The organism is Rhodococcus opacus B4 (assembly GCF_000010805.1).
GTDB classification, from domain to species: Bacteria; Actinomycetota; Actinomycetes; order Mycobacteriales; family Mycobacteriaceae; genus Rhodococcus_F; species Rhodococcus_F opacus_C.
The window spans coordinates 7,274,124-7,296,597 of the sequence record NC_012522.1 but is presented as its reverse complement, the minus strand read 5'-3'; the positions used below and the strand labels follow the sequence as shown (position 1 = coordinate 7,296,597).

The window sequence follows — 22,474 nt, the reverse complement described above, 5'->3', positions numbered from 1 at the left end:
TCGTGTGTCGTGGTCTGCAGGTCACCGTGCCGCACAGAGCAGCACCTCGAACCCGCCGGGACGGGTTCGAGCATCTAAGAGTAACGCCGATTCGAGGTGCCCGTGACCAGCCCCGGCGCTCGATTCCCGGGATCGCGGCCCGACCTGGCACCATGGACCGGTGCTCATGCCCACCGTCTCCCGGCCCCCGACACCCGGTCCGGTCGTGTCCCGGCGCACCGCTCTCCGGTTCGCAGCAGCCTCCGCCTTCGGCGTCGCGAGCGTCCCCCTGCTGGCAGGGTGCGCCGACGGCGAGGACGCCGACACCGAGGTCGATTCGCTGGTCGAGCAGTCGCGTCTGGCGCGTCGCGACGCCGCAGGTGCGGCAGCGACCATTGCACTGCTGCCCGACCGCGGCGCGGCACTCGAACTGGTCCGCGCCCAGCGCACCGCGCACGCCGACGCGTTGGACGCCGAAATCGCAAGGGCTGCAGGAACTTACCCGGACGGATCCGCGCCGACGACGTCCGCTTCCCCGTCGGCGACACCGACCACGCCGGCGCCTCCACCCGGTCTCGAGCAGTTGCGGGCCGACCTGGCCGAATCGCAGCGCAGCGCAGCCGACTCGGCCCGCGCGCTGACCGCGTACCGCGCGGGACTGTGTGCGTCGATCAGCGCCGCGTGCGGAACCTACCTGGCGGTGGTGCTGCCGTGACGACACCCACCGAAGTCGAGAGCCGGAGCCTCGGCGACGCGCTGGCCGCCGAACATTCCGCGGTGTTCGCCTACGGGGTGGTCGCCGCCTTCTCGAATCCCACGCGGGCGGCGCAGGTGGCCACCGCCGCCGCGGCCCACCGGGCCCGCCGGGACGAACTCCTGGACACGCTGACCGCGGCGGGTCTGACGGCCCCGGCCGCGGAGGCGGGCTACACGCTGCCGTTCCCGGTCACCGACCCGATCACCGCCGCACAGCTCGCGGCCCAGGTCGAGGCGGACACCGCGGTCGCGTGGCGGGCGGTCGTCGAGCACGGCGAGACGGCGGACACCCGGACGCTCGGCGTGACCGCCCTGACCGACGCCGCCGTCCGGGAGGCCACCTGGCGTGTCGCCCTCGGAACAGATCCGGTGACCGACCCGTTTCCCGGCCAGCCCTGACGCGTAGGTTCCCGCCCACCGGGATTGCGCCCCCAGACGGCGCAGTCCCGGCTTAGCGTCTCTCCCGAGACACCGCACTGCAACGGGAGGACGACGGCGTGGACGAACGCTCGGTGGAGCAGCGAGTGGCGGACCTGGAGCGGGTGAACGCGATCAAGGCCCTCAAGTACCGCTACTGGCGGGCGTGCGACGGCAAGGATCCGGACGCGTTCCGTTCCTGCTTCGTCGCGACCGGCGCGTCCGTCGACTTCGGCCCGCTCGGCCGGTTCGACGACGCCGACCGCCTCACCGACGTCTTCCGCGGGATCGCGCTCCACGAGGTGGACGGCCGGCACGTGATTCTGGACATGCACCACGGCTTCCATCCGGACATCGTGCTGCACGGCGACACCGAGGCGACCGGTACGTGGACGCTGCAGTTCCGCCAGGTCGATCTGCTGAAGCGGACGGAGACCGTGTCCTCCGGCGAGTACGACGACGCCTACCGCTTCGAGGACAACGGCTGGCGTATGTCGCGATGCCACTTCACCACTCGATGGTCGATCACCCGCCCGCTCACCGAGGACACGGTGGTCGTCCAGTGAGCGCCGGGGTAGCACTGGTCACCGGGGCGAGCCGCGGCGTCGGCAAGGGCGTCGCGACCGCGCTCGGAGCCGCCGGGTGGACCGTCTACGTCACCGGACGCGGCCCGGTCACCGCGGACCGCCCGCTGTCGGCGTCCGCGCGAGCGGTCACCGACGCCGGGGGCACCGGCATCGCGGTGGCCTGCGATCACCGCGACGACGAGGACGTGCACGCCCTGTTCGCCCGGATCTCGGAAGAACAGGCCGGCCGACTCGACCTGCTGGTCAACAACGTGTGGGCGGCCCCTGCGGGGTTCGGCGGGTTCAGCACGCCGTTCTGGGAACGGCCTCTCGGCGACTGGGACTCGCTGATCGGCGTCGGACTGCGCGCCCACTATGTCGCGTCGGTGGAGGCAGCACGGTTGATGGTGCCCCGGCGGTCCGGGTTGATCGCGAACATCTCCTCTTTCGGGACCCGGGGGCATCTGCACTCGGTGCTCTACGGCATGTCCAAGGCCGGGTTGGACAAGATGGCCAGCGACATGGCGGCGGAACTGGCTCCGCACGACGTCCGCGCGGTCTCGCTGTGGCCGGGCATCGTGCGCACGGAGATGATCGTCGCCAGCGGCCTCGAAACCATCGCCGGCTTTCCCGTCGCGGATGCCGAGTCTCCCGAGTTCGTCGGCGAAGTGATCTGCGCCCTCACCGCGGATCCCACCCTGCCGGAGCGCAGCGGCCACACGTTCGTGACGGCAGAGCTGGCCGTCGAATACGGCATCACCGACACGCAGGGCCGCACCCCGCCGTCGCACCGGGAACCGTTCGGCGGCGGTCCCCTGTTCTGAGCCGTGGCCGTCAGTTCACGTCGCGTCGGCGGACGAGCCGGATCGTGCCCACCGCGAACACGGCGACGTAGCCGGCCAGGACGAGCACCGCCGTGCTGCCGTCGAGGATGTGCAGGACTCCGGGGGTGGTGTCGCCGCCGAAGTCGCGGAGTGAGCCGGCCAGCGAGCCCGCGGCGGTACCGGGGAGGAAGTCCGTCACCACGGACACGGGGTCGAGGACCGCCGCGACTCCGCGGAGCAGGTTTTCGACCACGAGCACCCACACGAGGCCGAGACCGACGGACAACGCAGGCCCCCGCGCGAGGGCGCCCACGAGGACACCGGCAGCGGTCCACATGGCGAGGATGAGCATCCCGGACGCGAGCGCCTTCAGCATCGCCGAGGCGGCAGGCAGATCCGCCGGCTCCGATTCGACCGCGGCGATGACGGTGGCCACCCCGACGTCGACGGCCGCCACGGTGAGGACGAGTCCGATCACCACGGTCAGCAGCGCGAGGAGGGTTCCGGCGAGTGCGGCCGATCGCGAGGGCCCCTGGGTGAACACGGTCTTCCACGTCCCCCACCCGTAGCCGCTGCCGATGGTGAGAGCGCCGAGGATGAGCATCAGTGCGCCCCCGAACAGGGCCATGCCCTGGGTGAACACCTGGGGCACCGCCGAGGGCAGCATCTGCGCGAGCAGCACGTCCGGGGGCGCGGACGACGCCATGTCGGTGGTGCCGCCGGTCTTGACGGTGACGTAGTTGAACACGTAGACGAAGACCAGGTTCAGCACGATCCAGGCGGCGAGCAGCACCCACATCGACGGCCATTTCCGCAGTCGGAGAAGCTCGGCCCGCATGCCGGCAATCACTGCATTCATGACACTCTCCTCGAATCGTTGCTCGCTGTGCGGTCGCCGGGACCGCCGTCCGACGTCATCGCGAAGAAGACGTCCTCGAGCGATCGCTCCCGCCGGGACATCTCGTGCAGGTCGATTCCCGCGTCGACGAGTGCCCGGGCCACCTTCGGGGCCAGATCGGGCGACACGGCGACGGCGAGCGCGTCACCCACCGTGCCGACGACGTCGCGTCCCAGCAGTGCCGCGAGCACCGTCGCGGCGCGTTCCCGCGGATCGGCGCGCACCAGCAGGCTGGTGCCGCCGCGCAGTTCGGCGACGGTGGACTGCGCGATCAGCTTTCCGCGTGAGATCACGCCGACGCGATCGCAGATCTCCTGCACCTCGCTGAGCATGTGGCTGGACAGCATGACGGAATGCCCGGAATCCGCGAGTTCGACTATCAGTTCCCGCATCTCGGCCATCCCGGCCGGGTCGAGCCCGTTCGTGGGTTCGTCGAGGATCAGCAGGTCGGGTTCGCCGAGGAGTGCGGCCGCGACTCCGAGGCGCTGCTTCATCCCGAGCGAGTAGGTGCGGAAGCGGTCGTGTCCGCGATCGCGCAGGCCCACCCGGTGCAGCGCGGATTCCGCCGCGTCGTCCGGCAGTCGGCGATATCTGCTGAGTACCCGCAGGTTGTCGCGACCGGACAGGTAGGGGAAGAAGCCGGGGCCTTCGATCAGCACCCCGGTGCGCGCCGCCACCGCGCCGTTCCCGGGTGCACACCCGAAGAGCATCGCGGTCCCGGATGTCGGCCGGACCAGACCCGTGAGTATGCGCAGTGTGGTGGTCTTGCCGGCGCCGTTCGGTCCGAGGAACCCGTACACCTCCCCCGCCCGCACGGTCAGGCTGACGGCGTCGACCGCCGTGTGTTCGCCGTAGCGTTTGGTCAACCTGTCGGTGACCACGATGTCGGAAGTCATGACTCCAGCCTCGGCCCCGTGGAAGACGCGCACATCCGCCTGCACGCGTCATCTCTCCTACGTGTCGCGGACGACGACATCGTCGCCGGATCGGGTCTACGTTCGGATGGTGCACACCGGCCGGAGGGACACGTCGATCGCCCCGCGGGACGTCCTGATCGCCCTGGGCGTCGCAATCGTGCAGGTCGTCGGCAGTGTGGGCGCCAACCACAACCAATCGTGGGCGACGCCGCTGGACGCGGCGGGATTCGTGTTGCTGGTATGCGGTCCCTTCGCGCTGCTCGTCCGGCGACGGTTGCCGGTCACGGTCCTGCTCGTCGTGCTGGCCGTGACGGTCCTGTACGTCGCCCGAGGTTACGGATACGGCCCGGTGTTCCTGTCGCTCGTGGTCGCGTTTCTGAGCGCCGCGACGGCCGGGTCCCGATGGCGCACCTATCCGGTCCTCGCGGTCGGTTACGTGCTGATCGTCTTCGCCGTGCCCGCGGTGTCCGATGCCGAGGCCCCGTCGCTCCTGGCCCTCACCGGCATCGCGGCCTGGTTGCTGGTGCTCCTCGCCGTCGCCGAGATCATTCGTCAGCGCCGCGGGACGCTCGACGCCCGCAGGCAACGCGCCGAGGCGGCGGAACGCGCCGCCCTGGACGAACAGCGTCGTCGCGCCAGCGAGGAGCGGCTCGCGATCGCCCGCGAGCTGCACGATGTTCTGGCACACAGCCTTTCGCTCATCAACGTGCAGGCGTCGGTCGCACTCGAGCTGTGGGACAGCAGACCCGAGCAGTCGCAGGAGGCGCTGTCCGCGATCAAGGTCGCGAGCCGCGACGCGATCGGCGACGTCCACGCGCTGCTGGCATCACTGCGCGGCAACGACAGCGCGCCCACCGCGCCCACCGCCGGGATCGGAGACCTGGACGGCGTGGTCGAGCGTGCCCGCACCGCAGGTCTCGCGGTGACGACGGTCGTCGAGGGCACACCGCGGTCGCTGCCCGCCGTGGTCGACGTCGCTGCGGCGCGCATCGTGCAGGAGTCGCTGACCAACGTGGCCCGCCACTCCGGCGGCTCGCCGGCCGTCGTCACCGTGACGTACACGCCCACCTCCGTCCGCATCCGGATCGACGACGACGGACGGGGCCCGGACAGCGCGCCGACCGTCGGGGGCGGAAACGGCATCCCCGGCATGCGGGAGCGCGCCCGCGCGCTCGGCGGTGAGCTGACCGCCGGGAGCGGACCGGGCGGCGGCTTCCGGGTGCAGGCGACGCTCCCCCTCACCCACGACACGGCGGGCCGGGCATGACGATTCGCGTCCTCGTCGCCGACGACCAGGCCCTCGTGCGGGCGGGTTTCGCCGCGCTGCTCGACGCCCAGCCGGACATCACCGTGGCCGGTCAGGCCGAGAACGGCGAGCAGGCGGTGAGCCTGACCCGCACGCTGATCCCCGACGTCGTTCTCATGGACATCCGGATGCCCGTGCTCGACGGACTGGAGGCGACCCGGCGGATCGCCACCGATCCCGCGCTGTCGGGTGTGCGGGTGGTGGTGCTCACCACCTTCGAACTGGACGAGTACGTGTTCGAGGCCATGCGCGCGGGGGCGACGGGTTTCCTCGTCAAACACACCGAACCCGCCGAACTGGTGCGGGCGGTCCGCGTGGTGGCCGACGGGGATGCCCTGCTGTCGCCGTCCGTGACGCGGAAGCTGGTCGCGGAGTTCGCGACCCACGCCAAACGGCCGCCGCACTCCAGCCGTCTCGACGACCTGACCGATCGCGAACGCGAGGTGATGACCCTGATCGCCGAGGGACTCACCAACGCCGAGATCGGCTCGCGGCTGTTCCTGAGCCCGGCCACCGCCCGCACGCACGTCAGCCGGATTCTGCTGAAGCTCGGCGCCCGGGACCGCACCCAACTGGTGGTCATGGCGTACGAGTGGGGCCTGGTCCGGCCGGGCTGGCAGGACTGAGGACGACCGGACCGGCCCGCTCACGTCGACGCCGGGACCGCCTTCGACCGTCCCGGCATGAGGGCGGCCGCGACGACCGCGACCGCCACGGATCCGGCTCCCACGTACAGCGCAGGCGCGAGGGCGTCGATGTACCCGTTCGGCGTGAGGCTGCCGCCCGCCCCGAGGAACACCGCGGTCAGCAGCGCGATCCCCAGCGCGACTCCGATCTCCCGGAGCGTCGCGTTGGTCGAACTGGCCGTGCCGTGGTCGGCCTCGGGCATGTCGGCGAGAACGGCGGTCGCGTTGGGGGCGAACGTCAGACCCATTCCCGCGCCGGCCATCACGAACGCAGGCACCATGCTGCCGTAGGTGGCGCCGGGGACGATGAGCGATGCCATCCAGAGCAGCGACAGCCCCTGCAGCACCAGTCCGGTGACGAGGAGTGTCCGGACGCCCAGCCGCGGCGCGAGCAACCCGGCGATCGGCGCCACGACCATGGGGGCCGCCGTCCACGGCAGCGTCCTCAGGCCGGCCTCGAACGGGGAGTACCCCATCACGATCTGGAGGTACTGCGACAGGAGGAACACGGCACCCATCATTCCCAGCGTGAACGTCAACCCGATCACGTTGGCCAGGGAGAACTGACGGGACCGGAACAGCCGCAGCGGCATCACGGGGAACGGTGTGCGCAACTCGCGCACCACGAACGCCGCGAGCAGCACCACCGCGGCGACGAGGGCACCGAGAACCGTGGCGCTGGTCCAGCCGTCGTCGTTGCCGTGCACGATCCCCCAGACTCCGAGGAACACGGCGGCCCCGGCCAGCACGACGCCAAGCGGATCCAGCGGTTGCCGCTTCCCCTTCGACTCGCCGAGCGCGTAGAGCGCCAGCGGGATCGCGACCGCGGCGACGGGAACGTTGATCCAGAACACGGCCTGCCACGACACCCCGTCGACGACGGCGCCGCCGACCACGGGGCCGAGCGCGATTCCGAGCCCCGAGACGCCGCCCCAGATGCCGATGGCGAGGGCTCGCTCGGCGACCGGCACTGCGCCGGCGAGCAGGGTGAGCGAGAGCGGCATGATCGCGGCCGCGCCGACACCCTGGACGGCACGCGCTGCGATCAGCATCTCGGAGGTGGTCGACAGCGCCGAGGCGACCGACGCCAGGGCGAAGAGCACTATGCCCCAGAGGAATACACGCCTGCGGCCGAGCCGGTCACCCAGCGCCGACAGCGTCAGCATCAAGGTGGCGAACGCCAGCGTGTAGGCGTTCATGAACCACTGCAACTGCCCCACCGACGCATTCAGGTCGCGTTGGATCACCGGCAGGGCGCTGGTCATCACCAGGTTGTCGAGGGTGGCCATGAACATCGGGATGGACGCGGCGGCGATCGCCAGCCACGCCGGCACCGTCCGGCCGCGGCGATGCCCCGGGGGCGGCGCGGCCGATTCGTGGTCGAGGCGTTCGGAGAGTGTCGTCATGACGGGACCTCACATCCGAGTCGTGGTAGAGGAGATCAGAAGTTGTAAGCATCAGATGATTACTTATTTCGGAGACTAGTAATCGACTGATAACATGTCAACATGGCCTCGCCCGTGAAACAGACCCGCATGAGCGCGACGGAACGGCGTGAACTCGTACTGGCCGCCGCATCCCGCGCGTTCGCCAGGGACGGGTATCACGGCACCAGCACCGACGCCGTCGCTCGCGAGGCGGGGGTGTCGCAGCCGTACGTGGTGCGCATGTTCGGTTCGAAGTCGCGGCTGTTCGCCGACGTCTTCGACCGGGCGATGCGTCGGATCATGGACGCTTTCGAGCCCTGTTTCGCCGACGTCGCCGCCGACCCGGAGAACGACGAGTCGTGGCTCCCGCTGGGCATTGCGTACACCGAACTGCTCGAGGACCGCGACCTCCTGCTCGTGATGATGCACGGCTTCACGTCCGGCGCGAACCCGGAGATCGGCGCCCTGGCCCGCGACTGGATGTCCCGGCTCTACACGCAGGTCCGCACGCGCACCGGATGCAGCCCCGAACGGGCCCGCACCTTCATCGCCAACGGAATGCTGCTCAACACGCTGCTCGCCATGCAGGTGCCCGAGCATGCCGGGCAGGATCCGGCGCTCGAGGAACTCGCCGTGTGCGCCTTCGGAAACACCCTGGACGCCGCAAGCTCCGAGAACTGATCCGTGATCGGCGATTTCCGCTCTTGATCTTGCTCATCGGACACACGGCGGGGCACGATGGAAGCGTGCGGAAGGGGTGTAGCCGTGGACCGAGCCGTTGAGTCTCGACTGAGCTATTCCGACAGGGAGGGTCACCACCACACCGTGGACCTCTCCCCCACTTCCGCGCGCGTCACGATCGGACGGTCGCCCGGCTCCGATCTCCTCCTCACGGAGGACGACGAGGTCTCGCGACTCCACGCCGTGCTCGAATGCGTCGGCTCGCACTGGACCATCCTCGACGACGGGCTCTCCCGTAACGGCACGTTCGTCAACGGCGAGCGTCTCGCGGGCCGTCGGCGGCTCCGGCAGGGCGACAGCATCCGAATCGGCGCAACCAAGATCCGGTACCTCGAATTCGGCGGCGCTCTCGACGAGGCCACCCGGATGGGGACCGACATGCCCGACGTCCGGTCCCTCACCGACACCCAGCGGGCGGTCCTCACGGCGCTGTGCCGGCCGTACAAGCACGGCGCCGCATTCGCGAATCCCGCCTCGAACCAGCAGATCGCGCAGGAGCTGTTCCTCAGCGTCGACGCGATCAAGACGCACCTGCGCGCCTTGTTCGCGAAGTTCGGCGTCGGCGATCTCCCGCAGAATCAGAAGCGGGTCAGCCTGGCCGAGCGGGCGATGCGCAGCGGCATCATCAACGAGCGGGACCTCTGATCAGCAGGCGGCCATCAGTTCGCGGTCGCGCGCGGCAGTCTCACCGTGGGCGATCCGCTCGACGAGTCCGATGATGGCGAGCGCGACGTCGGCCGCACGCTCGAGGATCACCGAGTGACCTGCCCCGTCGACGCTCACGAGTTCCGACGCGGGGAGCTTCGAGGCCATCGCGACGGAATGCTGGAACGGGGTGAGCATGTCCACCGAGCCGCACAGGATCAGCGACGGAATGTGTGCGAGCGCCGCTAGGGAGTGCCGCTCGTCGAACCCGAGCAGGGATTCGAGGAAGCTCGACATGGTGACGACGGACGTCGTGTTGACCATCGCCGAGACCAGAGCCGCGAGCCGCGGATCGACGGCCCGGTTGCGGGCGCTCGCCGCGCGGGCGATCGCCGTGCAGACGGTGCTACCCAGCCGCTTGGATCCGTGCACGACCCGCGGTGCCCGCCGCACCGCGGTGCGGAACAGCGACACCGCAGGGCTGCGCAGGTGGCGACCGAGTCCGGCCTCGGCGAGATCGCACGCCGCGGTGGAGATCAGAGCCATGCCCACCACCCGCGAGCCGATGGTGTGAGGGTTCTGCCGCGTGTAGGACAGCGCGGTCATCCCGCCCATCGAGTGCCCGACGAGAACGACCGGACCGCGCGGCGCGACGGTGTCGAGGACGGAACCGAGGTCGCGGCCGAGCTGATCGATCGTGTAGGTGGCGGCCGGCGCCTCCCCCGACTCCCCGTGCCCCCGGTGATCGTAGAAGACCATGCGAACATCGTTGCGCCAGAAGCGGACCAGCTGTTCGCGCAGTGCCCACCAGGACTCGGTGCGCAGGCAATGACCGTGGACGAACACCACCGTGGTGGCCGCGTCGGGCGAACCGAACTCACGAACCGCGAGCGGGACCCCGTCGTCGGTCCGGACCGTGAGGCGACGGCCTTCGTGCTCATGTGCAACCGGGGTGTTCGTCATGATTGCCTCCTCGGTTTCTTCGCTCGCGGCTGGTGAAGCGTTACGTCCTTGCTTGTCCTCCACTCTGCCGCCCACGGGGCGCGCCGCCCAGGACCCCCAGTGGTGGCCTCCGCACCCGGAGGTGTCGAGCATTCCACCCCTGGGGTGGGTGGACACGGACATGCCGGGGATCCCCCTCGGCGAGGAGGCTTCCAAACTTTCGCGACGACGGCGCGACAGGACCGGGTCACTCGTGGGGGCGACCTGTGCCGCGACCTCAGAATGCGGGGTCCGTCTCGGCGGAACCAGGCACCCTGGGGTGGGGAACCCGTCACCCCCAGGGGAGGCCCGGGCCGCCCTGTCCGCCAAAGTCGTGGCCGCCGACGCTCGTCCCGCCGGGCCCGGCCTTGATCCCGTCGACGGCGATCGGCCCGACGTGCGGGCCGCCGATGTCGACGTTGCCGCCCTGCGCGTTCGGTCCGGGAGCGAGGGTGCTCACGGAGGGGTCGTCGGACGGGGCGTCCGGCGCCGCCGACGCGATGCCTGCGCCCGCCGCCAGGACGAAGAACGCGGCCGCGACGGTGGCACCCGTGCGCGTGAGGACAGTGGAGAAGCCGAAGGAAGTCGACATGGGAAGAACCTTTCGCAGTGTGTTACAGGAGGCGGGAAAGCCGTGCGGCATGGCGCCGAGGGGCCGGCACCTGGCGGTGTCGACCCCTCGGGTGTTCAGCGAGATCGAGCGATCACGACTCGGTCAGAAGCAGAAGACGAATCCGCAGTTCTGGGTGTTGTCCGTGGTGGTCGTGTCACCGGCACCCGCGCCTCCGTTCGCGGAGCCGCCGTTCGCATCCCCTGCATTGCCTCCATTGGCATCCCCGGCGTTCCCGCCGTTGCCTCCATTGCCACCGTTGCCGGCGTTCTGGGGGCCGGTGGTGGTACCCGGGCTGCCGATGACCGGACCGCCCAGCACGACGTTTCCACCGGAGCCGTTGCCGCCGGCACCACCGGCGCCGCCCTGGGAAGTGCCGCCGTTGCCGCCCTGAGAGGTGCCGCCCGACGCCGTGCCGCCGTTCCCACCCGGATCGGCGGAGGCGATTCCTGCTCCGGCCGTGAGGGCGAAGCCCGCGATCGCGAGAGCGGAGAGGGTGCGCTTGAAGGTGTGTGCCATGTGTGGATCTTTCTGTGGGGGTGGGGTTTTGCTTGCCACATAAGAATGCTCTGAGAGCGCCCACCCGAACAGGTACCCCAGGGGGCAGGGGCGGCACCCCGAGGGATGACGCCGCCCCACCCCGTAGAGCCGGGTCTACGGCCGCATTTCGTAGGCCCCGTCGTAACCTTCCACCTGCGCCCACACCCGCGAGAATCGTTCCGCGTCCACGACGGGCCGGCGGATCGCACCGAGCGCCCACCGCTGCTGAGCCTCGGTGGCGGACGATTTTCCGTGCAGCGCAACGGCATACCGGGAGAAGTCGCGGATCTGGAAGTCGAAGATCTGGTCGACCAGGTCGCGGTCGATGCCGGCGATGTCGGCCTGCTCGAGAATCAGGTGCCCGTAGACCACGAGCGAGAACAAGTGCCCGAGGTCGAGCAGGAAGTCGAGGTCCTTCTGCTGTTCGGTGTCGGGCGGCGCGGTGGTGAGCAGTTCCCGCAACGCTGTCGCCTGCTCGTGGAACCGGGCCACGTTGGGGACGCCCGAGTGCGCCTCGTATGCCGTCGTCCAGTCGTGGAACTGGATCTTGCCCGCACCGCGGGTCGGTCCCTGGGCCCAGAAGAAGGCGTCGTCGGCGGCGTCGAGGCGGGTGCCGATCTCCGGGTACTCCGCCGGGTTGAGCAGGTAGTTCGGCATGAACTTCAGGATGAGGCCGACGTTGACGTGCACCGTGCCCTCGAGTTTCGGCAGGGTGCCGATCAGCTGTGCGGCCTCCCGGAAGTAAGTGTTCTTCTCGTAGCCCTTCGCCGCGATCACGTCGTGCAGGAGCGCGATCACCTTCTCCCCCTCGGAGGTGACCTTCGCCTTCGTCATCGGGTTGAACAACAGGTACCGGCGGTCGTCGAGACTCGCGCTGCGGAAGTAGTCGACGGCGCGGGCGCTGAACAACTTCATCGCGACCAGCCTGCTGTACGCGTCGACGAAGTTTCCGCGCACGTGCGGGAAATCGGTGACCGGGTTTCCGTACAGAATCCTGTTGTGCGCGTGGGTGATCGACTCGTAGAACGCATGCTCGGAGATACCGATGGAACCCGTGCACAGGTTGAACTTGCCGACGTTGACCGTGTTCAGTGCCGCCTCGAACGCGGCGACCCCGGTGTGCAGGATGTCCTCCTCCCGCACCGGGTAGTCCTCGAGCCGGAACGTGCTGACGTACATCTGGCCGTGCACCACGTTGCCCTGCAGGTGGTACGCCGGGTGGCGGCTGTCCGCGACGAAGAAGACGTACCCGTCGCTGCCCTCGACATCGGTGCGCCTGCCGAACACGGACACCATGCCCGCCACGTTGCCGTTGCCGATGTAGTACTTGTCGCCACTCGCGGTGAACGCGAGATCCGCGTCGTCCTCGGCGGGGGTCAGCAGCATGTCCGTCGAGTAGACGTCCGCACCGTGTTCCCGCTCCGACAGGCCGAACGCGAGCACACCGCCGTCGTCGAGGAGTTGCGCGGCGCGATCCTTCGCGGCCCGGTTGCCGCTCATCCAGATGGGGCCGAGACCCAGGACCGTCACCTGCCACGCGTACCAGTACGCCAGCCCGTAGAACCCGAAGATCTCACTGAGCGCGGCGTTGCGTGCGGCGTCCCAGCGTTTGCCCGGATCGCCGCCCGCCGATTCGGCGGGCGTGAGGAACGTGGCGAACAGCTTCTCCCGTTTCACGAACCCCAGGAAGTCCTCGGGCCACACCGCCTCGAGATCGTCCTCGATGAGCCGTTTCTTGCCCCGCGACTCGAACCACTCGATCAGCGCCCGCAGCAGTCTGCGCGTCTCCGGATCGAAATGCTCGGGATCGTAGGAGTTCGGATCGAACAGCAGGGAGTTCGTCACAGCAGGCCTTTCGTCCGGACGTGTCAGGCCAAGCTAACAGTCCGGACGAAAGGCGTGGGCGGGTTTGATCAGCCCCTGACGGTCTTGACGATCTCGCTCAGCGCCGACTCGGCGGCCACCTCGCGGCTCTCGCCGGTGAAGCGGTCCCGCACCTCCACCTTGCCCTCGCCCCAGCCGCGGCCGACAACCACGACCAGCGGGACACCGAGCAGTTCGGAGTCCTTGAACTTCACACCCGGCGACGCCTTGCGATCGTCGAGGATGACCTCGAGACCGGCCTTGTCGAGGTCGGCCGCGAGCCCCTCGGCGCCCTCCCGGGCAGTGTCGTCCTTGTTCGCGATCACCACGTGCACGTCGGCGGGCGACACCTCGGCAGGCCAGCGCAGGCCCTTGTCGTCGTGATGCTGTTCCGCGATCACCGCGACGAGGCGGGAGACGCCGACACCATAGGACCCCATGGTGGGCCGGACCGGCTTGCCGTTCTCGCCGAGCACGTCCACGGAGAACACGTCGGTGTACTTGCGGCCCAGCTGGAAGACGTGACCGATCTCGATGCCCCGGGCCGCGACGAGTTCACCGGCGCCGTCGGGTGACGGGTCGCCGCCGCGGACCTCGGCGGCCTCGATGGTGCCGTCCGGGACGAAATCGCGGCCCGCGACGAGCCCGACCACGTGCCTGCCCTTCTCGTCGGCTCCGGTGATCCAGCTGGTGCCGTCGACGATGCGGGGATCGACGAGGTACCGGACGCCGTTGGCCTGCAGCGCCTTCGGTCCGACGTAGCCCTTGACCAGGAACGGATTGGCCTCGAAGTCCGCTTCGGTGAGGAGTTCGAACTCCGCGGGCTCGAGCGAGGCGCCGAGGCGCTTGTCGTCCACCTCGCGGTCGCCGGGAACACCGATGGCGAGCAGTTCCCACTTCCCGCCGGGCTGGCGGACCTTGACGAGGAGGTTCTTCAGCGTGTCCGCGGCGGTGACGGTCCGGCCCAGGTCGGCCTCGTTCGCCCACGCGACGAGCGTCGCGATCGTGGGGGTGTCCGGCGTGTCGTACACCTTCGCGGCAGGCAGTCCGTCGAACGGAATGGGTTCGGGAGCCAGCGTCTTCACGGCCTCCACGTTGGCCGCGTAGCCGGACTCGAGGCAGCGGACGTAGGTGTCCTCACCGATCTCGCTCTCGGCGAGGAACTCCTCCGAGGCGCTGCCGCCCATCGCACCGGACGTCGCCGACACGATCACGTACTTGACGCCGAGCCGGGCGAAGATCCGCTCGTACGCGTCGCGGTGCGCCCGGTACGACTCGGTCAGCCCCTCGTCGGTGAGGTCGAAGGAGTACGAATCCTTCATCACGAACTCGCGGCCGCGCAGAATGCCCGCCCGCGGGCGCTCCTCGTCGCGGTACTTGGTCTGCACCTGGTACAGCGTGACGGGGAAATCCTTGTACGAGTTGTACTCGCCCTTGACGGTCAAGGCGAACAGTTCCTCGTGAGTGGGGCCGAGCAGGTAGTCGCCGCCCTTGCGGTCCTTCAGGCGGAACAGACCCTCGCCGTACTCGGTCCAGCGGTTGGACGCCTCGTACGGTTCCCGCGGCAGCAGTGCGGGCAGGGAGATCTCCTGCGCACCGATCCCGTTCATCTCTTCCCGCACCACCCGCTCGACCTCGCGCAGCACGCGCAGACCCAGCGGCAGCCACGAGTAGACACCGGGCGCGATTCGACGCACATAACCGGCGCGGACCAGCAGCTTGTGGCTGGGGACCTCGGCGTCGGCGGGGTCGTCGCGCAGCGTGCGGAGGAACAGGTGGGACAGGCGGGTAATCACGGGATACCAGAATAGTCGGCTGGGACGAGGCCGGGCGCGTCGGTAGGGTTTCGTGCGTGCTGGTGCTACTTCCTCCCTCCGAAACCAAGTCCGACGGCGGCGCCGACGCGCCCCTCGACCTGGCCGAGCTGTCGATGCCGCAGCTCACCGAAACCCGCGAAATTCTGGTCCAGGCGCTGGTCACGCTGGCGGCCGACGGGGAGGCGTCGCAGCTGGCGCTCGGCCTGGGCCCCACCCAGGCCGACGAGATCGAGCGCAACGCCAAACTGTGGGTCTCCCCCACCCGGCCCGCGCTCGAGCGGTACACCGGCGTGCTGTTCGACGCCCTCGACGCGAAGTCGTTCACCAGGGCGCAGAAGTCCAAGGCGCTGTCGCGGCTGGCGATGGGGTCCGCACTGTTCGGCGCGGTCCGCGCCGGTGACCTGATTCCCGCCTACCGGCTGTCGGGCGGATCGAAACTTCCCGGGCTCGGCACCCTCCGCGCACTGTGGAAGCCGGAACTGTCCGGGGCGATCACCGCCGAGGCCGACGGTCTCGTCGTCGACCTGCGGTCGGGGACGTACCAGCAGCTCGGACCGATCCCCGAGGCCGTGATCGCCACCGTCCTCACCGAGAAACCGGACGGCACCCGCACCGTCGTCAGCCATTTCAACAAACACCACAAGGGCCTGCTGGCCCGTGCGCTCACCGTGTCCCGGGCCGAACCTCACGACGTTCGCGGGGTGGCCCGGGTGGCAGCGAAGGCCGGACTCCGGGTCGAGGTCGCGTCGGACCGCGAGCTGATCATCCTCACCGACTGACCCCGGCTGTGAGTACTTGTCAACCGCGGGCGGTTGATAAGTACTCACGGGCCTCAGGCAGGCTTGACGGCCAGGACCGGTTTCCGGCAGGACAGCAGCAGGCGCTGGGCGGTGCTGCCCATCAGCAGTTTCCCGACGGGGGTGCGGTCGCGGATGCCGATCACGAGCAGTTCCGCGTTCGGCGCCGTCATCGCCTCGAGGATCACGTCGACGGTCTCGTCTCCGACGATCTGCCGGACCTCGTGGTCGATCCCGCTCGCGGCCAGTTTGCCTTCGAGTTCCTGCAGGTGCGCGTTGTCGGCGAACGCCTGATCGGCGAGGGAGTCGCCCTTCGACGAGTTGATCACCAGCAGCGACGTTCCGCGCAGCTGCGCCTCCGCGACGCCGTGTTCGAGGGCCGCCCCTCCGAACTGGTCGGGGGTGTATCCGACGACGATCATGCGTGTGCCTTCTCTCTGGTGTCGGTGGCGTCGCCGCCGGCCGGTCCGTCCGGGAAATCGGGTGCCGCGACGGGGTAGTGCGCGCGGACGACCTTGGCGACGAGGGGTGCGACGAGGAGCATGGCGATCACGATGTAGACGATGATCGCGACGGGCTCGGTGAACAGGCTGCCCCAGTCGCCGCCGCCGAGTTGCAAGCTCTGCCGCAGTTGCCGTTCGATGCGCGGCCCGAGGATGACGCCGATGATCAACGGCAGCACCGGCAGCCCGAACCTCCGCATCATCAGACCCAGCAACCCGAACGTCAGCAGCAGCGCCAGGTCGAGCCATTGGAGGTTGACGGCGAACGCGCCCAGGGCGGCGAAGAACAGGATGCCCGCGTACAGGTAGGGGCGCGGGGTGCGGAGCAGCTTCGCCCACAGCGGCGCGAGCGGAAGGTTGAGCACCAGCAGCAGGAAATTGCCGATGAACAGGCTGGCGATCAGCGTCCAGATCAGCAGCGGTTCCTTCTCGAACAGGGTCGGTCCCGGCTGGATCCCGTACGACACGAAGGCCGTCAGCATGACCGCGGCCGTGGCGTTGGTCGGCAGACCCAGCGAGAGCATCGGCACGAGTGTGCCCGCGGCCGACGCGTTGTTGGCGGCCTCGGGGCCTGCGACACCCTCGATGGCGCCCTTGCCGAATTCGTCCTTGTGCTTCGACAGCTTCTTCTCGGTGATGTAAGAGAGGAACGTGGGCAGCTCGGCGCCGCCCGCGGGCAGCGCACCGAACGGGAACCCGTAGGCGGTACCCCGCAGCCACGGCTTCCACGAACGCTTCCAGTCGCTCTTGCCCATCCAGGGCCTGCCGACGGGGATGACCTCGGCCGGTTTGCGGCGGAGGTGCGCGGCGACCCAGAGGGCCTCACCGAGCGCGAACACGGCGACCGCGACGACGACGATGTCGATCCCGTCCGACAACTGCGGGATGCCGAACGTGGCACGCGGCTGGCCGGTGAGGAAGTCGATGCCGACCAGCCCGATCGCGAGACCGAGGAGCAGGGAGATGCATCCGCGGAGTTTGGAGGTGCCGAGGACCGCGGTGACGGCGACGAGGGCGAGCAGCATGATCGCGAGGTAGGACGGCGCACCGAGGGTGACCGCGAAACTCGAGACGGCAGGCGCGAACAGCACCAGGAGCATCGTGCCGATGGACCCGGCGACGAACGACCCGATCGCGGCGGTCGCCAGGGCCTGCGCGGCCCTGCCGGCTCTGGCCATCTTGTTGCCTTCGATCGCCGTGATCACCGAGGACGACTCGCCCGGCGTGTTCAGCAGGATCGACGTCGTCGACCCGCCGTACATGCCGCCGTAGTAGATGCCGGCGAACATGATGAACGCGGCGCTCGGGCTGACGTTGTAGGTGACGGGGAGCAGCAGGGCGACGGTCATGGCCGGTCCGATGCCCGGGAGCACACCGACCGCGGTGCCGAGCAGGACGCCGATGCAGGCGTAGAGCAGGTTCATGGGGGTGGCTGCCTGCTCGAACCCCTGCAGGAGCCAGTTCAGATTGTCCATGTCAGAGAATTCCGTCCAGAATGCCTGCGGGCAGCGGTATTCCGAGCCCGACGTAGAACGCGTAGAAGCTGCCGAATCCGAGCACGGCCCCGATGGCGACGTTGCGCACCCAGTGCCTGCTGCCGAGAATGGTTGCGGCCCCGGCGAACAGGACTGTGCCGATGATCGCCCAGCCCAGGACGTCGACGAACGCGATGGTCACCACGAACAACCCGACGAGCAGACCGACCGTCTTCCAGTCGCCCGGGGAGTTCGGGTCGACGTCCTCGCCGCTGTCGGCCTCCCCGGTGGAGCCGCGCAGGATCGCGACCGCGAACACCACGGACAACACCAGCAGTCCCCCGCCGATGACGAGCGGGAACAGTCGCGGGCCCACCGGATCGACCTTCGCGAAACCGCCGGTGAGCGACAGTGCGTCGACGACGAGGAACACCCCGACCGCCGCCATCACCGCGCAGACGACGAACTGCGCATAATCCCTCCGCTTCGGCGCCGGCGCCGTGTCCGCGGAGACGGCGGACGGTTCTGCGGGCGCGGTCATGTCAGCCCCAATTCCGCCAGCGTGGACGAGACCCGCTCGTCCTGGTCCCGGAGGAACTGCTCGAACTCCGGTCCTGTCATGAAGGCGTCACTCCAACCGTTCTTCACCAGGGCCTCCTTCCATTCCGGTGTGTCGTGCAACTTGTGAAGCGCCTCGACCATGTCGGCCTTCGCGCCGTCGGACAGCCCGGGCGGCGCCAGGATGCCCCGCCAGTTGGTGAAGGTCAGGTCCACTCCGGCCTCGGTGAGCGTCGGCGCGTCGACACCCTCGACCCGCTCGTTCCCCGACACCGCGAGGACCCGGACCTGACCGGCCTCGATCTGGTCGACGTACTCGCCGAGCCCCGACGTGCCTGCGGTGATCTTCTTGCCGAGAAGGGCCGTCAGCAGGTCGCCGCCACCGTCGTAGGAGACGTAGTTCACCGCGTTCGGGTCCACTCCCACCGCGCGCGCCGTCTCCATCGGGAACAGGTGGTCGGGGCCGCCCGGCGAGGAACCGCCGCCGATGGTGATCGACGCCGGGTCCGCACGCCAGGCCGCCACGAAGTCGTCGATGGTCTGCAGGGGCGAATCCGCGGGCACGAGAATGCCCTCCTGCTCCTCGACCACCTTGGCCAGCGCGGTGGCATCGGAGACGCGTGCGGTGGAGCCGTTGGTGTAGCCGGCGCCGACGACGCCGAGGCCCATCATCATCATGAGGTCGTCGTTGCCGGCCTCGTTCATCAACCGGGCCATCGCAACCGTTCCACCTGCGCCGATCACGTTGAAGACCTCGACGCGGCCGGTGATGTCCTCGTCTTCCATGATCTTCACCGCGGTCCGCGCCGTGAGGTCGTAGCCGCCGCCCGGACTGTTCGGAACCATCATGCGCACCCTGTGCAGGCCCTCGTCCTCGCCGCGGGTGACTCCGCAGCCGGCCACGAGGAGGCCTACGAGCGCGAGCAGGAGCAGCGCGCGTACCCTGCTCCCGCTACCTGTTCTCGACATCGTTCCTCATTTCGCCATGAATGTGATCTTCCGCAATACTGAACCTCGGACGTGATGCACGTCACCTATGAGAACGAAATGGAACTTAAGTTCATTGTGGTCACCACTTCACCCCCGCGTCCGTAGCCTCGCGGGCCAGGTCCTGCTCCTCCAGCTCGTCGTCGTCGCCGTCGTGCTGCTCGCGGTGGCCGCGGTGTCGGTCCACCAGTCGACCGTGGAATTCCGCGACCTCCAGGGGCAGCGCATGATCGCGGTGGCCGAGAACGTGGCGTCGACACCGGTGGTCCGCGACCAGCTGTCGGACCGCTCGGTCGAACGGGTGCTGGCGCCGGAGGTCGATCGCGCCGTCAACCTGTCGGGCGCCACGCTCGCCGAGATCGTCGCACCGAACGGGGCGGTCACCGTGTCCTCGGATCCGACCCGGCTCGGGGCTCCCGCCGAACTGGGCGCCAGCGACGTGATGACCGGACGCGCCTGGTCGGGCGACGTGGACGTCGACGGGCGCCGCGCCATCGTCGGGCACGTCCCGATACTGTCCGCCACCGGGGACGTCCTCGCGGTCGTGTCCGTCAGCGACGACTACCCGTCCATCTGGGACCTGCTCAGCAGTGCGGGGGCGCGCCTGCTCCTGTATCTCGGAATCGGTGCCGGTCTGGGGCTTCTCGGCTCGTGGCTGCTGTCCCGCCGGATCAAGACCCACACCCGCGGGCTCGAAATCGCCGAGATCGCAAGCCTCGCCGACCATCGCGAGGCCCTGCTGCACAGCATCCGCGAGGGCGTGGTCGCGGTGAACCCCGACGGCGTGATCACCGTGCTCAACGACAGCGCCCAGGAACTGCTCGACCTCACCGACGACGCCGTCGGCAGGCACGTCGACGACGTCGCGCTCGACCCCGCCGTCCGGCAGTACCTCCTCAACGGGGAGGACGGCCGGGACGTGGTGCTGTCGACGTCGTCGCGGATGCTCGCCCTGAGCCGCCGCGCCGCGACCAGTCAGGGCCACAAGATCGGCACCGTCACCACGATGCGCGACAGCACCGAACTGGCGTCGATGCAGAGCCAGCTGTCGTCGCACAAGAGTGTCACCGACACCCTCCGGGCGCAGACCCACGAGTTCGCCAACCAGCTGCACACGATTTCGGGACTGACACAGCTCGGCGACTACGACGCCGTCACCGAGTTCGTCGGCACCCTCACCCGCCGCCGGGCGGAAATCAGTGACGCTGTCACACAACGTATCTCGGATCCCGCCGTGGCCGCGCTGCTGATCGCGAAGACGTCGCTCGCCGCCGAGACCGGAGTGTCGCTGACACTGGAACCGGATTCGCACCTGCACGCCCTCGACCCCGAACTCGCCACCGACGTGATCACCGTGCTCGGCAACCTCATCGACAACGCCGTCGACGTGTCCGAGGGCGGCCGGGACGCGCGGATCTCGATCCGGATCACCGACGACGACGGCATTCTCATCGAGGTCTCCGATTCCGGCCCCGGAGTGCCCGAGCCGATGCGGGAGGAGATCTTCTCCCGCGGAGTCACGTCGAAGCCCGGCACACCCGGTGGCCGCGGAATCGGGCTCGCCCTGGTCCGCCTCGTCAGCTCCCAGCACGGCGGGTCCGCGGCCGTCTCGGACGCACCCGGCACCGGCGGTGCCTTGTTCACCGTCCACGTGCCGCGTAGCTAGACTCTCCGACCATGACGGGACGGCGTGGCGATGTATGAGGTCCTGGTCGTCGACGACGACTTCATGGTCGCGGAGATCCACCGCCGATTCGTCGACAAGACACCGGGGTTCACCACCGTCGGGGTGGCGCGGACCGCCGCGGAGGCGCTCGAATCGGTGCGCACCGGAAACCCCGACCTCGTGCTCCTGGACGTGTACCTGCCGGACATGTCCGGTCTCGACGTCCTGCAGCGACTGCGCGCCGAGGGCAACGCCGTCGGCGTCATCATGATCACCGCCGCCCGGGAGATCGACACCGTCAGCCGCGCACTGCACGGCGGCGCCTCCGACTATCTGGTCAAGCCGTTCGACTACACGCAGCTGCAGGAGAAACTCGAGAACTTCCGGCGACGCGCCCGCGCCCTCGAATCACAGTCCGGCGCAGACCAATCACTGATCGACTCCCTGTTCGGGGGCAAGGGCAAGAACCCGGAACCGAGCCGGCTCCCGAAGGGGCTCAGCGCCGAAACCGGCCGCCTCGTGCTCGACATCCTGCGATCGAAGGGCGAACTGTCGTCGACCGAATGCGCCGAACTCGCCGGACTGTCCCGGGTCAGTGTGCGCCGCTACCTCGAGCACTACCTGTCCGAGGGGCGGCTGGAGGTCCGGCTGGAATACGGGGGCGCGGGCAGGCCCGTGCGCCGCTACCGTCCCGCCCCCCGCTGACCCGGACCCCGTCAGGATCGGGTGCACGTGCCGGGCAGCGCGAACGGTGTCGAATCGCCCGTGCCGCGGCTCTCCGCGCGCCGCAGCAGGTCGAGCGTGGCGGCGCCGAAGGCCGGCGAGTACGAGACCGAGTCGGTGCACCCGCCGTGGTCGAGGCCACCGACGAGCGCGACGACCCGCGAACCCGCCACCCACGGGCCCCCACTCCTTCCGTCACCGAGACCGGCGCAGACCACCGTCGGATAGCTGTCCGTCGACGTGGTCGCGGCAGTGCACGACACCGGACCGTCGCCCAGCGTCGGGTAGCCGGTGACCGCCACCGTGGTCTCGGTTGCCGGGGCAGGCGCCAGTTCGAAGCCACCACCCACGACCGATTCGACGGAAGCGGGAACGGTGGTTCCACTCGGCGCCACCCGGAGGACGGCGTAGTCGTGCCGGGGGTTCTGCGCCTCCAGCCAGGCGGGATCGACGTAGATCTGGGACACCGTCCACAGTCCGAACGGGGCGACTCCGCGGTCGTATCCGGGCGCGAACGACAGGGCGCCGCCGGACCCTGCGATGCAGTGCGCGGCGGTGAGCACGAGGTCGCCGTCCGTGCTGTCCAGTACCGATCCGGTGCAGACGTGGATCGGCGTCCCGGCCAGGAACAGCGGACCGACGCGTGCGTCCGCCGCGGCGGACGCGGCGGTGGCCGGAGCCCCGGCAGCCAGCAGCAGGGCCAACGCGGCTGCTGTCGTGCCGAACGTGCGGGTGGGCGTGACCACAGGACCATCATGCTCCGCCCGGCGTTCGCGGGCGGGCCGTTTCCTG

General features: G+C 69.4%; 24 protein-coding genes. 11 read left to right on the top strand and 13 right to left on the bottom strand.

The genetic code is table 11. From position 1 onward, the window contains the following. Nucleotides 1-166: 166 nt before the first annotated feature. The 4 genes from ROP_RS33170 (at nt 167) to ROP_RS33155 (ending at nt 2,542) form a co-directional block, all read left to right on the top strand. On the top strand, nt 167-694 hold the full coding sequence (locus ROP_RS33170; protein ID WP_043825852.1) for a hypothetical protein: 528 nt from the start codon (nt 167-169) through the stop codon (nt 692-694). Beyond that, a complete protein-coding gene (locus tag ROP_RS33165) occupies nt 691-1,134 on the top strand; it encodes a ferritin-like domain-containing protein (RefSeq protein WP_015890363.1) in 444 nt (147 codons plus the stop codon). The genes ROP_RS33170 and ROP_RS33165 overlap by 4 nt, the downstream gene beginning before the upstream one ends. 98 nt (nt 1,135-1,232) lie before the next feature. Then, complete coding sequence (locus tag ROP_RS33160) at nt 1,233-1,718, top strand: nuclear transport factor 2 family protein (RefSeq protein WP_015890362.1); 486 nt, start codon at nt 1,233-1,235, stop codon at nt 1,716-1,718. Then, nucleotides 1,715-2,542: an SDR family NAD(P)-dependent oxidoreductase gene (locus ROP_RS33155; protein WP_015890361.1), complete on the top strand. Its 828-nt coding sequence runs from the start codon at nt 1,715-1,717 to the stop codon at nt 2,540-2,542. Before ROP_RS33160 ends, ROP_RS33155 begins: the two co-directional genes overlap by 4 nt. 10 nt (nt 2,543-2,552) lie before the next feature. Here the strand turns inward: ROP_RS33155 and ROP_RS33150 are convergent, their stop codons facing one another. Both ROP_RS33150 and ROP_RS33145 read right to left on the bottom strand, forming a co-directional pair. Then, a complete protein-coding gene (locus ROP_RS33150) occupies nt 2,553-3,401 on the bottom strand; it encodes an ABC transporter permease subunit (protein ID WP_015890360.1) in 849 nt (282 codons plus the stop codon). Continuing rightward, entirely contained in the window at nt 3,398-4,336 is a 939-nt protein-coding gene (locus ROP_RS33145; protein ID WP_015890359.1) for an ABC transporter ATP-binding protein, read from the bottom strand. Before ROP_RS33145 ends, ROP_RS33150 begins: the two co-directional genes overlap by 4 nt. Here ROP_RS33145 and ROP_RS33140 point away from each other — a divergent pair. After that, nucleotides 4,335-5,624: a sensor histidine kinase gene (locus ROP_RS33140; RefSeq protein WP_148222528.1), complete on the top strand. Its 1,290-nt coding sequence runs from the start codon at nt 4,335-4,337 to the stop codon at nt 5,622-5,624. The two genes, ROP_RS33145 and ROP_RS33140, sit on opposite strands and share 2 nt — an antisense overlap. Then, the gene (locus tag ROP_RS33135) at nt 5,621-6,289 is read left to right on the top strand and encodes a response regulator transcription factor (protein ID WP_015890357.1); all 669 of its coding nucleotides are present in this window, start codon (nt 5,621-5,623) and stop codon (nt 6,287-6,289) included. The genes ROP_RS33140 and ROP_RS33135 overlap by 4 nt, the downstream gene beginning before the upstream one ends. Nucleotides 6,290-6,309: 20 nt before the next feature. Here ROP_RS33135 and ROP_RS33130 read toward each other — a convergent pair whose 3' ends face one another. Then, nucleotides 6,310-7,755, bottom strand: a complete 1,446-nt coding sequence (locus ROP_RS33130; RefSeq protein WP_015890356.1) for an MFS transporter — start codon at nt 7,753-7,755, stop codon at nt 6,310-6,312. A gap of 102 nt (nt 7,756-7,857) precedes the next feature. Between ROP_RS33130 and ROP_RS33125 the strand changes: the two genes are divergently transcribed. Next, the gene (locus ROP_RS33125; RefSeq protein ID WP_015890355.1) at nt 7,858-8,457 is read left to right on the top strand and encodes a TetR/AcrR family transcriptional regulator; all 600 of its coding nucleotides are present in this window, start codon (nt 7,858-7,860) and stop codon (nt 8,455-8,457) included. Nucleotides 8,458-8,514: 57 nt separating this feature from the next. Continuing rightward, entirely contained in the window at nt 8,515-9,162 is a 648-nt protein-coding gene (locus tag ROP_RS33120) for an FHA domain-containing protein (protein WP_015890354.1), read from the top strand. On the opposite strand, the gene ROP_RS33115 is transcribed toward ROP_RS33120, so the two are convergent. The 5 genes from ROP_RS33115 to ROP_RS33095 all read right to left on the bottom strand — a co-directional run bounded on the left by ROP_RS33115 (nt 9,163) and on the right by ROP_RS33095 (nt 14,952). Then, the gene (locus ROP_RS33115; RefSeq protein ID WP_015890353.1) at nt 9,163-10,125 is read right to left on the bottom strand and encodes an alpha/beta fold hydrolase; all 963 of its coding nucleotides are present in this window, start codon (nt 10,123-10,125) and stop codon (nt 9,163-9,165) included. Nucleotides 10,126-10,435: 310 nt separating this feature from the next. Then, on the bottom strand, nt 10,436-10,735 hold the full coding sequence (locus ROP_RS33110) for a hypothetical protein (RefSeq protein WP_015890352.1): 300 nt from the start codon (nt 10,733-10,735) through the stop codon (nt 10,436-10,438). A gap of 123 nt (nt 10,736-10,858) precedes the next feature. Further along, nucleotides 10,859-11,272 (bottom strand): hypothetical protein, encoded by a 414-nt coding sequence (locus ROP_RS33105; protein WP_015890351.1) that lies wholly within the window; start codon nt 11,270-11,272, stop codon nt 10,859-10,861. 135 nt (nt 11,273-11,407) lie between these two features. Further along, nucleotides 11,408-13,138, bottom strand: coding sequence for an acyl-CoA dehydrogenase family protein (locus ROP_RS33100; protein ID WP_015890350.1), 1,731 nt, complete (start codon nt 13,136-13,138; stop codon nt 11,408-11,410). Between the two features lie 68 nt (nt 13,139-13,206). Then, entirely contained in the window at nt 13,207-14,952 is a 1,746-nt protein-coding gene (locus tag ROP_RS33095; RefSeq protein WP_015890349.1) for a proline--tRNA ligase, read from the bottom strand. A gap of 56 nt (nt 14,953-15,008) precedes the next feature. Between ROP_RS33095 and yaaA the strand changes: the two genes are divergently transcribed. Further along, the gene (gene yaaA, locus ROP_RS33090) at nt 15,009-15,752 is read left to right on the top strand and encodes a peroxide stress protein YaaA (RefSeq protein ID WP_015890348.1); all 744 of its coding nucleotides are present in this window, start codon (nt 15,009-15,011) and stop codon (nt 15,750-15,752) included. A gap of 53 nt (nt 15,753-15,805) precedes the next feature. On the opposite strand, the gene ROP_RS33085 is transcribed toward yaaA, so the two are convergent. From ROP_RS33085 to ROP_RS33070, 4 genes are read right to left on the bottom strand one after another with little or no spacing between them, the layout of a single operon-like run. Further along, nucleotides 15,806-16,192, bottom strand: coding sequence for a universal stress protein (locus tag ROP_RS33085; protein ID WP_015890347.1), 387 nt, complete (start codon nt 16,190-16,192; stop codon nt 15,806-15,808). Continuing rightward, nucleotides 16,189-17,748: a tripartite tricarboxylate transporter permease gene (locus ROP_RS33080; RefSeq protein WP_015890346.1), complete on the bottom strand. Its 1,560-nt coding sequence runs from the start codon at nt 17,746-17,748 to the stop codon at nt 16,189-16,191. The genes ROP_RS33085 and ROP_RS33080 overlap by 4 nt, the downstream gene beginning before the upstream one ends. 1 nt (nt 17,749) lies before the next feature. Beyond that, entirely contained in the window at nt 17,750-18,289 is a 540-nt protein-coding gene (locus ROP_RS33075; protein ID WP_015890345.1) for a tripartite tricarboxylate transporter TctB family protein, read from the bottom strand. Further along, nucleotides 18,286-19,275 carry a Bug family tripartite tricarboxylate transporter substrate binding protein gene (locus tag ROP_RS33070; protein ID WP_015890344.1) on the bottom strand — a complete coding sequence of 330 codons (990 nt, stop codon included), beginning with the start codon at nt 19,273-19,275 and terminating at the stop codon, nt 18,286-18,288. Before ROP_RS33070 ends, ROP_RS33075 begins: the two co-directional genes overlap by 4 nt. A gap of 67 nt (nt 19,276-19,342) precedes the next feature. On the opposite strand from ROP_RS33070, the gene ROP_RS33065 reads away from it, so the two are divergent. After that, nucleotides 19,343-20,959 carry a sensor histidine kinase gene (locus ROP_RS33065; protein ID WP_015890343.1) on the top strand — a complete coding sequence of 539 codons (1,617 nt, stop codon included), beginning with the start codon at nt 19,343-19,345 and terminating at the stop codon, nt 20,957-20,959. A gap of 30 nt (nt 20,960-20,989) precedes the next feature. Then, nucleotides 20,990-21,664 (top strand): response regulator, encoded by a 675-nt coding sequence (locus ROP_RS33060; protein WP_015890342.1) that lies wholly within the window; start codon nt 20,990-20,992, stop codon nt 21,662-21,664. 11 nt (nt 21,665-21,675) lie between these two features. On the opposite strand, the gene ROP_RS33055 is transcribed toward ROP_RS33060, so the two are convergent. Further along, nucleotides 21,676-22,428 carry a trypsin-like serine peptidase gene (locus ROP_RS33055; protein WP_015890341.1) on the bottom strand — a complete coding sequence of 251 codons (753 nt, stop codon included), beginning with the start codon at nt 22,426-22,428 and terminating at the stop codon, nt 21,676-21,678. Nucleotides 22,429-22,474 lie beyond the last annotated feature (46 nt).